This window comes from Roseateles subflavus (assembly GCF_030285365.1).
Classification (GTDB): Bacteria; Pseudomonadota; Gammaproteobacteria; order Burkholderiales; family Burkholderiaceae_C; genus Roseateles_B; species Roseateles_B subflavus.
On record NZ_JASVDS010000001.1, the window covers coordinates 322,060 to 334,634 of the forward strand.

A 12,575-nucleotide genomic window follows, 5' to 3' on the forward strand; every position below is an offset into this window, starting at 1 on the left:
ATCACCTATGCTTGCAGCCATGCTCAGCCCCGCCGCGTCCCGCCTCGCCCCGTCCGCCGCCACCGGCCTGCCGCTGGCGCTCGAGATCCGCCTGATGCGCGAGGGCGACCTCACCGCCTACAAGACCCTGCGTGACGCCATGCTGGCGCAGCACGAGGAGGCCTTCACCTCGGATGCCGCCGCCGAACGCGGCCGGGACGCCGAGAGCTACCGCAGCCGCCTCACCGGCGCCGGGCACTGCCTCTTCACGCTGCTGGCCTGGGACGGCCCGCAGCTGCTGGGGGCCCTCTCCGCCGAGCGCGACGGCCGGGCCAAGATCCGCCACATCGCCCATGTCGTCGGGATGATGGTGGCCGACGCCGCGCAGGGGCGGGGCATCGGCCGCGCGCTCATGCAGGCCGCCCTCGCCCTCCTGATCCAGGACGACGCGCTGCAGCTGGTCACCCTCAGCGTCACCCGGAGCAACACCGCGGCGCGCAAGCTCTACGAGCACTGCGGCTTCACCCGCTACGGCCGGCTGGAGGGCGCCATCGTCCTGCCCGACGGCCGCGTGCTGGACAAGGACCTCATGGTCCACCGCCTGCGCCCGCCCGGCCCCGCGGCCTGATCGCCGCGCGGGGCACCAGCCAGGCAAGACCTGACCCATGGGCGAGGGCCGCCCCGGGCCCGGAATCCGCTCGCACCCCCCGTAGTCGCCCCGATCCCGCCGGCGCCGCCACAGGCGATGATGCCGGCTTCCGAGGCCCGCCCGTCCGCGGCGGGCCCTCCACTGACAACAAGGAAGCCGTGCCATGAGCTCGTCTCAGACGCCCACGACCCACCCCGCCATCCCGCTCGGGAGCGAACTGACCCTGCGCGGCATCGTGCTGGGCATCCTCATCACCCTGGTCTTCACGGCCGCGAACGTCTACTTCGGCCTCAAGGCCGGCCTGACCTTCGCGACGTCCATCCCCGCCGCGGTCATCTCCATGGCCCTGCTGCGCAAGTTCGCCGGCAACTCCATCGGCGAGACCAACATCGTGCAGACCATCGCCTCCTCGGCGGGCACGCTGTCCTCCATCATCTTCGTGCTGCCGGGCCTCGTGATGCTGGGCTGGTGGACGGGCTTCCCCTACTGGGTCTCCGTCACCATCTGCGCGCTGGGCGGCGTGCTGGGCGTGATGTACTCCATCCCCCTGCGCCGCGCCCTGGTCACCAACTCGCCGCTGCCCTACCCCGAGGGCGTGGCCTGCGCCGAGGTGCTCAAGGTCGGCCACGCCGATGGCGAGGAGGCCGGCGAAAGCAGCCGCCAGGGCCTGCGCGCCATCGTGATGGGGGCCCTCGTCTCGGCCGGCTTCGCGGTGGTGATCGCCACCAAGGTCTTCGCCGACAAGATCGCCGACTACTTCCGCCTGCCGAACAACCCCAACAGCGCCACCGGCTTCGACTTCAACCTCAGCTTCGCCCTGCTGGCCGTCGGCCACCTGGTCGGCCTGTGGGTGGGCCTGGCCATCCTGATCGGCGCGCTGATCGCCTGGGGCGGGGCGGTGCCCTACCTCACCGGCCTCGTGGAATCGTCCGGCCCGGCGCAGGAGATCGCCCGTTCCGTGTGGAGCAAGCAGGTGCGCTTCCTCGGCGCCGGCGCCATCGGCGTCGCCGCCCTGTGGACGCTCGTGAAGCTGGCCCGCCCGGTCTTCGACGGCCTGCACGGCGCCCTGATGGCCAACAAGGTCCGCAAGGCCGGACAGGCCGCGAGCCTGCCCCGCACCGAGCGTGACATCCCCATCGGCACCGTCGGCCTGATCACCGCCGCCTGCCTGGTGCCGATCGGCTTCATGCTGGCCCACTTCATCGGCACCGCCGGCCTGGGCGACCACCTCGCCCTGCTGGTGATCGGCGGTCTCGTCTACATCGTGCTGATGAGCTTCTTCGTGGCCGCCGTGTGCGGCTACATGGCCGGCCTGATCGGCTCGTCCAACAGCCCGCTCTCGGGCGTGGGCATCCTTGTGGTGCTGGGCATCGCGCTCATCCTCGCCTTCACCGTCAAGCCCCTGCTGCCGCCCACCGCAGGCCAGGCGCTCGTGGCCTTCGCCCTCTTCGTGACGGCCGTGGTGTTCGCCGTGGCGACCATCTCGAACGACAACCTGCAGGATCTGAAGACCGGCCAGCTGGTAGACGCCACGCCGTGGCGCCAGCAGGTCGCGCTGATCATCGGCGTGCTGGCCGGCGCCGTGGTGATTCCGCCGGTGCTGGACCTGCTGAACAAGGCCTACGGCTTTGCCGGCGCGCCCGGGGCCAATCCGGCCACCGCCCTCGCCGCACCGCAAGCCGCCCTGATCTCGGCCCTGGCCAAGGGCGTGATCCAGGGCGACCTGAACTGGAACCTGATCGGCATCGGCGCCCTGATCGGCGTGACGGCCATACTGGTGGACGAGTTCCTCAAGCGTGCCAGCAGCGGCAAGGCCTACCTGCCGCCCCTGGCCATCGGCCTGGGCATCTACCTGCCGCTCAACAGCACGCTGATGATCGTGGTGGGCGCCATCGCCGGCTGGCTCTTCGACCGCCGCGCCGAGCGCAGCGCCAAGCCCGAGCCCACCAAGCAGCTGGGCGTGCTGCTGGCCTCCGGCATGATCGTGGGTGAGAGCCTGATCGGCGTGGTCCTGGCCGCCGTCGTCGTGTTCTCCGGCCAGGGCGAGCCCCTGGCGCTGGTGGGCGAGCACTTCGAGACCACCGCCAAGTGGCTCGGCGGCCTGGCCTTCGCTGGCCTGGGCGTGCTGATGTACCGCCGCCTGCTGGGCATGAATGCCAAGGCCTGAGGTCCGGGCAGCGATGGACAAGGGCGCCCCGCGGGGCGCCCTTTTTTTGGGGCCCGCCCGCCACAGTGCCCCTGCTGTCGTGTCGGCATTGTTTACAACTTTGTGACTGCGACGCGTTCGGCTGGAAATTTCACTTACGAATCAGTGACTTGGAAAGTGGCACGATTTCTGCATGCGTTGGACGGTCAATCTCGACTGTCCACTCAACAGCACAAGACATGAAATTCGTCCCCACCTTGCTGGCCGCGCTGCTGGCCACCGTCAGCCTCTCCAGCCACGCCACTTTGCTGACGCTGGACCAGGGTCGCGTCTATTCCTCCGGCTATGACAACGGTGGCATGGGCGGCGGTCGTGGTGTCGGCGTTCTGTTCAACCAGAACTTCTCGATGTCCGCCCTGGGCATCGACCTCAACGTCCTGAGCGCACAGCAAGGCTTCAAGTTCTCGATCTACAGCAGCACCAACGGCCACACCGCCGGCAGCCTGCTGAGCTCGGTGTCCTTCAATCTGAACGCCGGCAGCGGCTACCAGAACCAGGCCTTCAACTTCTCCTTCCTGCAAGGCAGCTACTACGTCATCAACTTCGCCCGTAGCGACTCGGCCTGGCTGGGTTCGAACCTGGGCACCAAGTACTCCTGGGAAGATCCCGGCAGCTTCGTGCCGCACAACTACGGCGCGCTGACCGTCATCGAAGGCTTCGAAGGCGCTGCGCCCTCCAACTCCAACCCGCTGCTGCCGCACATGCAGCTGGTGGGTGGCGGTTCGAACAACGTGCCGGAACCCGGCTCGCTGGCCCTGCTCGCCGCCGGCCTGCTGGCCGCTGGCGCACTGCGCAAGCGCGCTGCCAACACCCAGGCCTGATCCAGCACCGCGGGTCATGAGGGCGCCCCGCGGGGCGCCCTTTTTCATGCGCCGACGGCGCTCAGGCGCCCGGCATCGCCGCCGGATCCATCCACAGCGCCGCCCACAGATGGCCGTCCGGGTCGGCCAGGTCCCGGGTGACCATGAAGCCGTGATCCTCCATCGGGTTCACGTCCGCCTGCCCGCCATGGGCCGCCGCGGCCTCGTTCATCGCATCGACGGCTTCGCGGCTGTCCAGCACGAGCGAGTGCATGTGGTCGCTGCTGCCGGCCGGCGGGAAGGGCCGCGAGGTGAAGGTGCGCCACTTCGCGTGCGAGACGAGCATGACCATGATGGCCTCGCTCCAGACCATGCAGGACCCGTTCTCGTCGCTCATCTGCGGATTGCGGATGAAGCCGAGGGCCTCGTAGAAGGTGGTGGACCGCGACACGTCGGCCACGGGCAGGCTGATGAAGATCGACTTGGGCATGAGGGGCTCCTTGGGTGGATGAGGCCCGGTTCGGGCCACACCGGTACGACGTTCGGCGGGCGGCGGATTCGACAGCCCGTGCCACGTCAATGCTAGATTCCGCGGGGCCTCCCGACATCCCCACCAGGACCGACGCATGATCGTCCCCGATTTCTGGGCGGAAGCCCGCCGGCAGCACCGCGCCGCGGGCCGCCAGACCACCGTCCGCCGCTTCGGCTGGTCCGAGCACAGCCAGGCCGACGCCCAGGCCATGGCCGAGCGCCGCGCCGAGGAGGCACTGCAGCAGATCCTGGCCGGCCAGCCGCTGGCGCGTCGCGAGCGCCGCGTGGCCTACAACGGTGCCGAGGGCGTGCCGATCCGCGAGGAGGTGCTGGCCCGGCAGGGCGCCAGCGTCATCACGCGCAATGCCTACGGGGCCCGCTGCCTCAACACGCCGTCGGCGCTCTTTGCCGACATCGACTTCACCGACGCCCCCCGCGGCCGGCACACGCCGGCCCTCATCGCGCTGATGACGCTGGTGAGCGTGGCCGTCGGCGTCATGGCCGGGGGGCGCTTCGGCGTCGGCCTGTGGCTGCTGTCGCTCGTCGGCGCCAGCGCCGTCGTGCGCGGGCTCCAGCGCCTGCGCGTGATGGCCGGGGGCGGGCACGAGCGGCTCGCCCTGCAGCGCATCGAGCGCTTCCTGGCCGCCCATCCCGCGTGGAACCTGCGCATCTACCGCACGCCGGGCGGCCTGCGCCTGCTGGCGACCCATGCCCCCTTCGCGGCGACCTCGCCCGAGGTCACCGCGTTCTTCGACGCCGTCGGCACCGACCCGCTCTATGCGCGCATGTGCCGGCACCAGCGCTGCTTCCGTGCCCGGCTCAGCGCCAAGCCCTGGCGCGTCGGCATGGGCACCCCTCTGCGGCCGCGGCCGGGCGTGTGGCCGGTGGCTGCGGACCGGCTGCCGCCGCGCGAGCAGTGGGTGGCGGCCTACGAGCACGCCGCCGCCGGCTTCGCCGCCTGCCGCTTCCAGGCCGCCCTGGGATCGGGGGCGGTGCATGCCGAGATCCGCGACGTCATCGACCTGCACGACCGGGAGGCGCGCGCCACCGGGCCGGCCCTGGCCCTCGCCTGAGGACGCGCCTGCCCGGCGCGAGGTTCAGGTCAGCAGGCCGGCGACGTAGCCGAGCTGGAAGTCCAGCACCTTCTTGCGGATCGGGTCCCTCAGGCTCTTCAGGGCTTCCATGTTGATGGACGCCTTGCCCTCGTTCTTGCGGAACGTGGCCTCGGTCTTCTTGACCTTGAAGAAGAGCACCTGCGTCACCGTCTTCTCGGCCTTCAGCGCAAAGGCCAGCATCGTCACGAGCACCCCGCCCTTCGTGTCCGGCTCGGCCACGGAGATCTGGAAGCGGCCGGCCTTCGAGTGCTGCGTCTCGCGATTGAAGATGGTGATCCAGCCGGCGTTGGAGCCCACGTCCTTGAGCGCATTGAGCGTGGCCGTCACCACGGCCAGCGCGGCCGGCGCCGGGCCCAGCGCCGCGGTCGCGAACTCCAGGATCTTCTCGTGCACCTCGAAGCCCTCGCCGGATTCCGCGTACTCCACGAAGCCGTTGTCCTGGACCGTCCAGCCGATCGACTGCAGCACCTCGAAGTAGTCCTCGAACCAGCTCAGGACGTCCTCCTTGTCGGGGTTCTTCTGGTTGGCCACGAGCTGGGCCAACAGTGCGGAGTCGGACAGCGCGCTGCGCACCTCGCCCTCGACGCCGGCCACGAAAGCCATCACATCCGAGCCGACCACCACCGTCTGGGGCTTGGTGGACTCGAAGAACACCGCCGTGGAATCCTGCTGCACCGCACCCGCGGGCCGCGCCGGCAAGGCGGCCGATGCGACAAAGGCGCGTGCCTGCTTGAGATCGAACGTCATCGCGGCTCCCTGATGCATGTGACAAAGTGCTAACGCTATCATGGCCGGCACATTTCCGGATGACGGTATCCCGCCGGCATCCATGGACAAGCAAGCGAGGAGAGCGACATGGCACGTAGGGCCTGCCTGGCGATCGGCATCGGCGACGCCCCTCCGCTGACCTACCTGGGCGGCGCCGTCCGGGCGGCCGAGGCGCTGGGCGCCTGGGCGAAGAAGGCCGGCTACGTCACGAAGGTCCTCACGGACAAGTCCCGCGCCGTGCGGCTGAAGGACATCGAGACGGCACTCGCCAAGCTGCTCCCCGACCGCGAGGAAACGGACCGCCTCATCATCAGCTTCGCCGGCCACGGGGTGCTCAACGGCCTCGAGGACCTGTGGCTGCTTTCTCAATGGCTGGACGAGAACGAGGCCATCTCCATCAGCGCCATGCGGCACTTTCTTGCGCGCTACAACCTGCGCCAGCTGGTGATCGTCTCCGATGCCTGCCGCAAGGCGTCCACCAGTGCGGAGACGGGCCTGCTGACGCCCCACCCGGGCGTGCGCCGCGGCACGTGTGCCGACCGCCGCCTGCAGACCGACCTCTTCCGGGCGACCTCCAGCTACGCGGCCGCCTTCATGCTGCGCGGCAGCTCGCAGGCGGACGACCGATGCCTGTTCTCGACGCTGCTCGTCGAGGCCCTGAACGGTGGCGCGGAAGAGGCCTTCATGCAGCGCGACGGCCGGCACTGCCTCTTCAGCGACTCGCTCGCGACCTGGCTGGACACCGCCGTGCCGGCGCGCGCGAAGCAGTACGGCCTCGAGCTCGAGCCGGAGATCGAGCCCGGGCTGCGCTTTCCGGATGATCTCTACGTGGACGCGCTGCCCGAGAAGAAGCCGAGGCTCGCCCCGTGGCCGGATCCGGCGGAGATCGCCTCCATCTCGCTCGACAGCCGGCTGTCGAGCGGCCGACTCAAGCCGCCGCCCGGCGGCAGCTGGTCGACCCGTCACGAGCCGGTGCCGCCGCTCACCCTGACGGCGTTGGATCTGCAATCTCGGAAACGCCTGCGCGCGCCTCCCGCGAAGGCAGCCGCCACACCAGTGCGGCGCCCTCCCGTGAAGGCAGCCGCCAAACCAGGGCAGCGCCCCCCCATGAAGGCCGCGGCCAGGCCTGGCCTGAGACCGCCCATCAAGTTCAGCGCCAAGCCGCCCGTGCCTGCCGGCGTGAGGCCGTCCCGCCAGCCCGGGCGTTCGCTGACCTTTGCAGGCATCCTCCCTGCGCAGAGCACCCCCACGCCGACGGGCGTCCGCCTGAAGACCGTGATTAGCCGGGATCGCGAGGCGGCGGCCCTTCAGCGGGCGGCCGCCGAAGGTGTCGCTGCGGCCGTCCGGGACGGCATCGCCGCCCAGAGCCGCCCCGCCGTCGCCCAGATTCGCGCGGGCTTTGGCCTGTACGGCGCACAAGCGCGCGCGGTATGGCTGGGCCCAGGAGCCAGGGCGGTGAATGTCAAGGATGGGCGGTGGTGGCGGATCGAGTCTCTCCGCCGGACGGCAGCAGGCCGGGCAAAGGCCCAGGCGCTTGAAGAGGCCCATCCCCTGCTCGTGGAGCTCGATGATGGCCGCTGGGCCGGAGCGGCGGCGATGCCGGCGTTCGTCGCCACGTTCGGTATCGACGGGGCCGGCGTGAGCAGCCTGGTCTGTCGGCACCGGGCGAGCAAGGACACCCAGGGCACGGAGCAGGCCATCGCCTACCGTGCCGCCGGCACGCTGAGCGCGGCGCAGCTGCTGGCGCTGATCATCGACCTGCGGGCGGGCAAGCATCAGGACCCCGTGCTGGGCGTGCTGGCCGCCTACCTCCACGACCGGGCCGGCGATCTCGACAACGTGATCCGCACCGCCTGCTACTTCGTGCAGTTCGGCCAGCCCATTCCCTTCGACATCGCGCTGCTCGCCCGCCTTCCGGCCCGGCGGCGGCCGGACGGGCTGATCGAGGTCGCGGTCCCTGCCGTCGGGGCCGCCCGCGCGCCCCGCGAGGGCAAGACCGTCTTGCCCGACTACCTCCGCGCCGCCACCCCGGCCGTCACGGGCCTGGTCGCGGGCGCCTTCCCCTGGCTGCGCGAGGGCTGGTCCCTGCTCGACCCGGATGACGACTCCGGCCTCTACCCGCCCGAGCTGGCAGCGCTGGCCAAGGCGCTCACCCCCGCGCTGTTCACCACCCTGAGCGCGGAAGGCGGGCGGGCGCTGGTGGGGATGCTGGAGCGGTGGGGAGCGGAGGGGGGCTCGCCATGAACGCGCCTCGTTTCATGGGAAAGAGGATCCTGGTCGGATTGACCTATCTGGATGCGGCGGGGCAAGTGCGGGAGCAGGTGCAGATGCACGGACTCATCGACGGCGTCGGCGATCACACGCTGGTCTTCGAGAAGTCGGACGGGTCGGGATCGTTCACGATCCCCTTCGGCGGTGAACTCGATGCCGCCGATCCGGCGGCGGTGTACACCCTGCGCAGCACCGGAGAGGCCGTCACGGCCGTCGACTTTCTTGCCAGCTTCACCATTCATGCGCCACCGGAACGCTGACGACGCTCGGCCTGCTCCGTCGTTCGAGCCGGCTCGCGTCGGCCAGCCGACGATCGCTTCGCCATGTCAACACCCATCCGCCAGGACACTCGACGATGCCACTCCCCACAGAAGCACAGCGCCAACGACTCTGCGATTTGATGGCAGCCGCATTCATCGAGCTTCGCTACCTGGAAGGTGAACAGGCTCATGACCTGGCTTACGCATTCCACAATTTGCCAAAGGAGATGTATGGCTGGGGCGCCTGGAACCTGGACACCGTTCGGGCGCGACTTCAGCGATACCAAGACAAGCACGCCGAACGCCCTGGCTTCCCCTACGTGGCGGCCTTCAACGACCTCTTCCCTCCTGCCGCCTGACGCCGCTCCACGCCGACTTTCAGAGCCCCCTCATGTCCCGCCTTCTTCCTCTTGCAGCGGCTGCCGTCTTCCTGGCGGGCTGCTCGACGCTCCCCTCGCTGCCCGGCAGCGTCTCCACCAAGATCGACAGCGAGACCGAGCCGGGCGCCGTGACCCTGCACTGCCTGGCCTCATCGACGGGCGCCTGCCATTTCCTGGTCGGCGAGGCCTTCGAGACCGCGCATGAAGTCCGCCAAGGGCAGGTCCTGAAGATTCCCGCACCGGACCAGGCCCTCCCGATCTGCGCCTCCCACTCGGCGAGCTTCCGCCTGCTGTGCGACCGCAAGACCACGATCGGTCCCGGCGGGGCGGTGAAGTTCCAGTCGTCCCGTCTCGGGTGAACCCGCCCCCCCAACCCACCGCCCTGAACCGCCATGTCCGCACTCCGCCGATGCCTCATCGCCTTCGTTCTGCTGCCGGGCTTCCATGCCACGGGGGCCGCGTCGCCGCCTGAAGACGCCGCCCTGCAGCTGGCCTCCGTCATGCGGCTGGACTTTGCCGTCCTCGACTCGCTGCAGTGGCACACCCGTCGCAGCGCCTTGCAGGGCCAGGTGCCCATGGCCGCCTACGAGTGCCTGACCCGGCAGGACGCCGCGCGGCTCACGCCCTCCATTGCGCAGCACCTGGCGGCGCATCTGTCCGATGCCGACATCCGCGCCGCCCTCGCCTTCTTCTCCTCGCCGCTCGGACGGAAGTTCACCGAGGCCTCGCTGGTCAACGCTCACCAGCGTTTCGATCCCACCGTGAAGGAGCCCATGCCGGAGTTCTCGTACGAGGACATGTCCGCGGCGACGGCCTTCTTCGAATCGGCGGAGGGCCGGAAGCTGCAGCGCCTGTTCCCGCCGTCGCCGCCGGCAACCCAGCGGCTGGCGGAGCAGATGCTGGCCGAGTGCCAGGCACCGGCGCCCCGTTGAAGAGGCCCTGATGCGGTGCCGCGGCCTGGCCACCGGCCCAGCCGGCGCTTACCTCAAGGGCATGCCGAAGCGCTCCAGGCGCGGCGTCCACACGCCGTCGAGGTCCGCCGACGCCAGGATGTGATGCGCCCGGCCGATCACGGCCTCGCGAGGCACGAGGCCGATGTAGCGGGAGTCCGCGCTGTTGTCCCGGTTGTCACCCAGCACGAGCAGCTGCCCCGCCGGCACGGTGAGCGGCTCGAAGCTGGAGCGGGCATGGACGCCGTCCAGCCACTGCACCTGGCGGGTCTGACCGCCGACCTGCTCCTGCACGCGCCGGGCCGGCCACTCACCGATACCGGCCACGGGCTCGCGCACCGGGGTCTCGTGCTCGTAGCGGGCGGCCTCGCCGTTGATGTAGAGGCGCTCGTCCCGCATCTCGATCACATCACCCCCCACCGCCACGATGCGCTTGATCAGGCGCGTGCCGTCCGTGGGCGAGCTGAAGGTGATGATGTCGCCCCGCTGCGGGTCCCCGAGGCGGGCGACGACGATCTGGCTCAGCGGGAGCTTGAAGTCGTAGGCCAGGCGGTTGACGAGCACGACGTCCCCCTCCAGCAGGTTGGGCCGCATGGAGCCCGTGGGAATGGGGTTCCAGTCCGCGATGGCCGTGCGGAAGAAGCCGAAGCACAGCAGAAAGATCAGGAAGCCGCGGTTCTCGCGCAGCAGTTGCATCACGGGCGTTTTCATGGGCCTCTCCGGGTGTCCAGCCCGCAGCATCGCGGGGCGGGCTTAGCAAGGCCTTAAGCCAGCGGCAGGCGGACGGGCGGCGCGGCGTTCAGGACCGGTAGGCAGGCCGGGCGGGGCGCGGCAGCGCGCGAGCGAGTGGGTGAGCGGCGCCGGCCGTCTCGACCACGGCCTGGTGCAGCCCATCCAGGTCGGCGAGCATCAGCGGCAACCAGAAGCGGCGGGCCTCGCCGTCCACCTGCAGCCGCAGATGGGGGAAATGCAGCAGCGGGGCGGGCTCGACCGACCGGATGGCGGCCCAGGGCAGGGTCTGCCAGCGGCCTCGTGCGTCAAAGGTGTGCAGCCCTTGCGGCCCGACCCGGAAGCGGAAGGCCAGCACGGGGCCGGCCATGGCGACCGCCATCAGCAGGCCCATCCCGACATGCAGCAGCAGGTCCGGCCGCTGGATCGGCTGGCCGGTCCAGACCGACTTCAGGACCAGGGTGGTCCCGATCAGCGCCATGCACACGGACAGCTGCGTCCGCCACAGGGGCCAGAAGGCATAGCGGAAGCGGCGGTAGTGGACAGGCGTCACGGGCAGGTCGGGCGGCACAGACGGCACAGGGGCCGCCATTGTGTCAGCGCGGACGCAGCAGGAGATCCAGGGTCACCCCGAGGTCGTCCTGCACCGCGAGCATCCCTCCCAGCAGGCTCAGCGGCTGGATGCCGAAGTCCGTGAGCCGCAGCGCCATCTGCCCCTGCACGCGCAAGACCTGACCCTCAGGCGACGAACCCGTCGAGAGCGTCAGCGGCAGGCGCCAGCGGCGCCGCTGGCCGTGCCAGTCGATCTCGATCTCCGCCAGCACGTGCGCGCCCTCGCCGCGCAAGGCCACGGACTGCACGCGCAGCCCGGGGAAGCGCGCGGCATCGAGCATGGCCTCGCCCAGGAGGTTGGTGCGCGTCGCGGCGATGGCGTCAGGGCCGGGCACGGAGGCAAAGGCCGGGCCGAGCGGTGCGCGCCGGACGGGATCGTCCAGCTGCAGCTCGTCCAGGCGCAAGGCCAGGGCGAAGCGCGTGGCGGCGAGCTGCGCGGCGCTCAGGCGCGAGGGGTCCGCCGCCTCGGCCGGCGTCTGCAGCCAGCCCTGCAGCTGCGGGGCCGTCACGACGTGGTTGTGCCCGAGGCCCGAGAGCGCGCCCTGCCGAAAGGCCAGCACCTGCAGCAGCGAGCCGGCGGGATCGACGCGCCACTGCGCGCCGCCGACGGGCTCCGGCGCGAGGTGGTCGTCACCCGGCGCCGACGGCGCGGCGGACGGCACCGGGCCGGCGCAGGCCGACAGGAGCAGGGCCGCCGCCGCGACGAGCAGCGCGCGTCGGCGGGGCGGCGCCAGGCTCAACGGCCGGCCTTCCAGGCCTCGGCGGCCTTCATCATGGCCTCGACGTGGCCGTCGGCGCTCATCTTGGCGTGCACGGCGCCGATGCGGCCGTTGGGCAGGATGAAGTAGGAGATGCGGTCCGCCGTGTCGGCCATCATCAGCAGCTTGGCGTCGTAGGCCTTCATGACCTTGGCGCCGGCGTCCGCGGCCACGGCGAACTGCTTGCGGCAGGCCTCGATGCTGAAGCGCTTGAGCGTGGCGATGTCATCGTTCGAGATACCGATCACCGTGACGCCGAGCTGCTGGAACTTCGGCGTGGCCTCGGCGAACTGGTGCGCCTCGACGGTGCAGCCGCTGGTGAAGGCCTTGGGGTAGAAGTACAGCACCACGGGGCCCTTCTTGAGCGCCTCGGCCAGCTGGAAGCGGTAGGGCTCGCCGGCCAGGGCGGCATCGGCGCTGAAGTCGGGGGCGGCGTCGCCGGGCTTGAGGGCGGCGTGGGCCGGGCCCGCGAGGGCGGCAGCGGCCAGGAGGGCGGGCAGGAAGAAGCGGGGGGTCGCGCGCATGGGCGTCCTTGTGAGGTTCAGTGGCCCGCATCATGCCCCTGAC

General features: G+C 70.5%; 15 protein-coding genes. 9 read left to right on the forward strand and 6 right to left on the reverse strand.

Annotation, left to right across the window (positions count from 1 at the left end):
* Positions 1-19 precede the first annotated feature (19 nt).
* The 3 genes from QRD43_RS01425 (at position 20) to QRD43_RS01435 (ending at position 3,655) form a co-directional block, all read left to right on the forward strand.
* Positions 20-607: a GNAT family N-acetyltransferase gene (locus QRD43_RS01425; RefSeq protein ID WP_285980685.1), complete on the forward strand. Its 588-nt coding sequence runs from the start codon at positions 20-22 to the stop codon at positions 605-607.
* A gap of 184 nt (positions 608-791) precedes the next feature.
* Positions 792-2,795: an OPT family oligopeptide transporter gene (locus QRD43_RS01430; RefSeq protein ID WP_285980686.1), complete on the forward strand. Its 2,004-nt coding sequence runs from the start codon at positions 792-794 to the stop codon at positions 2,793-2,795.
* A gap of 218 nt (positions 2,796-3,013) precedes the next feature.
* A complete protein-coding gene (locus QRD43_RS01435; protein ID WP_285980687.1) occupies positions 3,014-3,655 on the forward strand; it encodes a PEP-CTERM sorting domain-containing protein in 642 nt (213 codons plus the stop codon).
* Positions 3,656-3,716: 61 nt separating this feature from the next.
* On the opposite strand, the gene QRD43_RS01440 is transcribed toward QRD43_RS01435, so the two are convergent.
* On the reverse strand, positions 3,717-4,124 hold the full coding sequence (locus QRD43_RS01440; RefSeq protein ID WP_285980688.1) for a VOC family protein: 408 nt from the start codon (positions 4,122-4,124) through the stop codon (positions 3,717-3,719).
* A 136-nt stretch (positions 4,125-4,260) separates the two neighbouring features.
* Between QRD43_RS01440 and QRD43_RS01445 the strand changes: the two genes are divergently transcribed.
* The gene (locus QRD43_RS01445; RefSeq protein WP_285980689.1) at positions 4,261-5,238 is read left to right on the forward strand and encodes a hypothetical protein; all 978 of its coding nucleotides are present in this window, start codon (positions 4,261-4,263) and stop codon (positions 5,236-5,238) included.
* Between the two features lie 24 nt (positions 5,239-5,262).
* On the opposite strand, the gene QRD43_RS01450 is transcribed toward QRD43_RS01445, so the two are convergent.
* Positions 5,263-6,027 (reverse strand): hypothetical protein, encoded by a 765-nt coding sequence (locus QRD43_RS01450; protein ID WP_285980690.1) that lies wholly within the window; start codon positions 6,025-6,027, stop codon positions 5,263-5,265.
* A gap of 108 nt (positions 6,028-6,135) precedes the next feature.
* On the opposite strand from QRD43_RS01450, the gene QRD43_RS01455 reads away from it, so the two are divergent.
* From QRD43_RS01455 to QRD43_RS01475, 5 genes are all read left to right on the forward strand, one after another.
* Entirely contained in the window at positions 6,136-8,292 is a 2,157-nt protein-coding gene (locus tag QRD43_RS01455; RefSeq protein WP_285980691.1) for a caspase family protein, read from the forward strand.
* Complete coding sequence (locus QRD43_RS01460) at positions 8,289-8,579, forward strand: hypothetical protein (RefSeq protein ID WP_285980692.1); 291 nt, start codon at positions 8,289-8,291, stop codon at positions 8,577-8,579. Before QRD43_RS01455 ends, QRD43_RS01460 begins: the two co-directional genes overlap by 4 nt.
* 95 nt (positions 8,580-8,674) lie before the next feature.
* On the forward strand, positions 8,675-8,938 hold the full coding sequence (locus tag QRD43_RS01465; RefSeq protein ID WP_285980693.1) for a hypothetical protein: 264 nt from the start codon (positions 8,675-8,677) through the stop codon (positions 8,936-8,938).
* A 32-nt stretch (positions 8,939-8,970) separates the two neighbouring features.
* A complete protein-coding gene (locus QRD43_RS01470; protein ID WP_285980694.1) occupies positions 8,971-9,318 on the forward strand; it encodes a hypothetical protein in 348 nt (115 codons plus the stop codon).
* 33 nt (positions 9,319-9,351) lie between these two features.
* Complete coding sequence (locus QRD43_RS01475; protein WP_285980695.1) at positions 9,352-9,891, forward strand: DUF2059 domain-containing protein; 540 nt, start codon at positions 9,352-9,354, stop codon at positions 9,889-9,891.
* Positions 9,892-9,939: 48 nt separating this feature from the next.
* Here QRD43_RS01475 and lepB read toward each other — a convergent pair whose 3' ends face one another.
* The 4 genes from lepB to QRD43_RS01495 form a co-directional block, all read right to left on the reverse strand.
* The gene (lepB, locus tag QRD43_RS01480; protein WP_285980696.1) at positions 9,940-10,620 is read right to left on the reverse strand and encodes a signal peptidase I; all 681 of its coding nucleotides are present in this window, start codon (positions 10,618-10,620) and stop codon (positions 9,940-9,942) included.
* A gap of 88 nt (positions 10,621-10,708) precedes the next feature.
* Complete coding sequence (locus QRD43_RS01485) at positions 10,709-11,191, reverse strand: hypothetical protein (RefSeq protein ID WP_285980697.1); 483 nt, start codon at positions 11,189-11,191, stop codon at positions 10,709-10,711.
* Between the two features lie 43 nt (positions 11,192-11,234).
* Positions 11,235-11,990, reverse strand: coding sequence for a YceI family protein (locus QRD43_RS01490; protein WP_285980698.1), 756 nt, complete (start codon positions 11,988-11,990; stop codon positions 11,235-11,237).
* Positions 11,987-12,532: a peroxiredoxin gene (locus tag QRD43_RS01495; RefSeq protein WP_285980699.1), complete on the reverse strand. Its 546-nt coding sequence runs from the start codon at positions 12,530-12,532 to the stop codon at positions 11,987-11,989. Before QRD43_RS01495 ends, QRD43_RS01490 begins: the two co-directional genes overlap by 4 nt.
* Between the last annotated feature and the right edge of the window lie 43 nt (positions 12,533-12,575).

What these genes read in the sequence shown, in the direction of transcription:
- QRD43_RS01430 (WP_285980686.1), top strand. Translation starts at nt 792, where the DNA reads ATGAGCTCGTCTCAGACGCCCACGACCCACCCCGCCATCCCGCTCGGG.
- QRD43_RS01475 (WP_285980695.1), top strand. Translation starts at nt 9,352, where the DNA reads ATGTCCGCACTCCGCCGATGCCTCATCGCCTTCGTTCTGCTGCCGGGC.
- QRD43_RS01425 (WP_285980685.1), top strand. Translation starts at nt 20, where the DNA reads ATGCTCAGCCCCGCCGCGTCCCGCCTCGCCCCGTCCGCCGCCACCGGC.
- QRD43_RS01455 (WP_285980691.1), top strand. Translation starts at nt 6,136, where the DNA reads ATGGCACGTAGGGCCTGCCTGGCGATCGGCATCGGCGACGCCCCTCCG.
- QRD43_RS01450 (WP_285980690.1), bottom strand. Translation starts at nt 6,027, where the DNA reads ATGACGTTCGATCTCAAGCAGGCACGCGCCTTTGTCGCATCGGCCGCC.
- QRD43_RS01465 (WP_285980693.1), top strand. Translation starts at nt 8,675, where the DNA reads ATGCCACTCCCCACAGAAGCACAGCGCCAACGACTCTGCGATTTGATG.
- QRD43_RS01495 (WP_285980699.1), bottom strand. Translation starts at nt 12,532, where the DNA reads ATGCGCGCGACCCCCCGCTTCTTCCTGCCCGCCCTCCTGGCCGCTGCC.
- QRD43_RS01460 (WP_285980692.1), top strand. Translation starts at nt 8,289, where the DNA reads ATGAACGCGCCTCGTTTCATGGGAAAGAGGATCCTGGTCGGATTGACC.
- QRD43_RS01435 (WP_285980687.1), top strand. Translation starts at nt 3,014, where the DNA reads ATGAAATTCGTCCCCACCTTGCTGGCCGCGCTGCTGGCCACCGTCAGC.
- QRD43_RS01440 (WP_285980688.1), bottom strand. Translation starts at nt 4,124, where the DNA reads ATGCCCAAGTCGATCTTCATCAGCCTGCCCGTGGCCGACGTGTCGCGG.
- QRD43_RS01470 (WP_285980694.1), top strand. Translation starts at nt 8,971, where the DNA reads ATGTCCCGCCTTCTTCCTCTTGCAGCGGCTGCCGTCTTCCTGGCGGGC.
- lepB (WP_285980696.1), bottom strand. Translation starts at nt 10,620, where the DNA reads ATGAAAACGCCCGTGATGCAACTGCTGCGCGAGAACCGCGGCTTCCTG.
- QRD43_RS01445 (WP_285980689.1), top strand. Translation starts at nt 4,261, where the DNA reads ATGATCGTCCCCGATTTCTGGGCGGAAGCCCGCCGGCAGCACCGCGCC.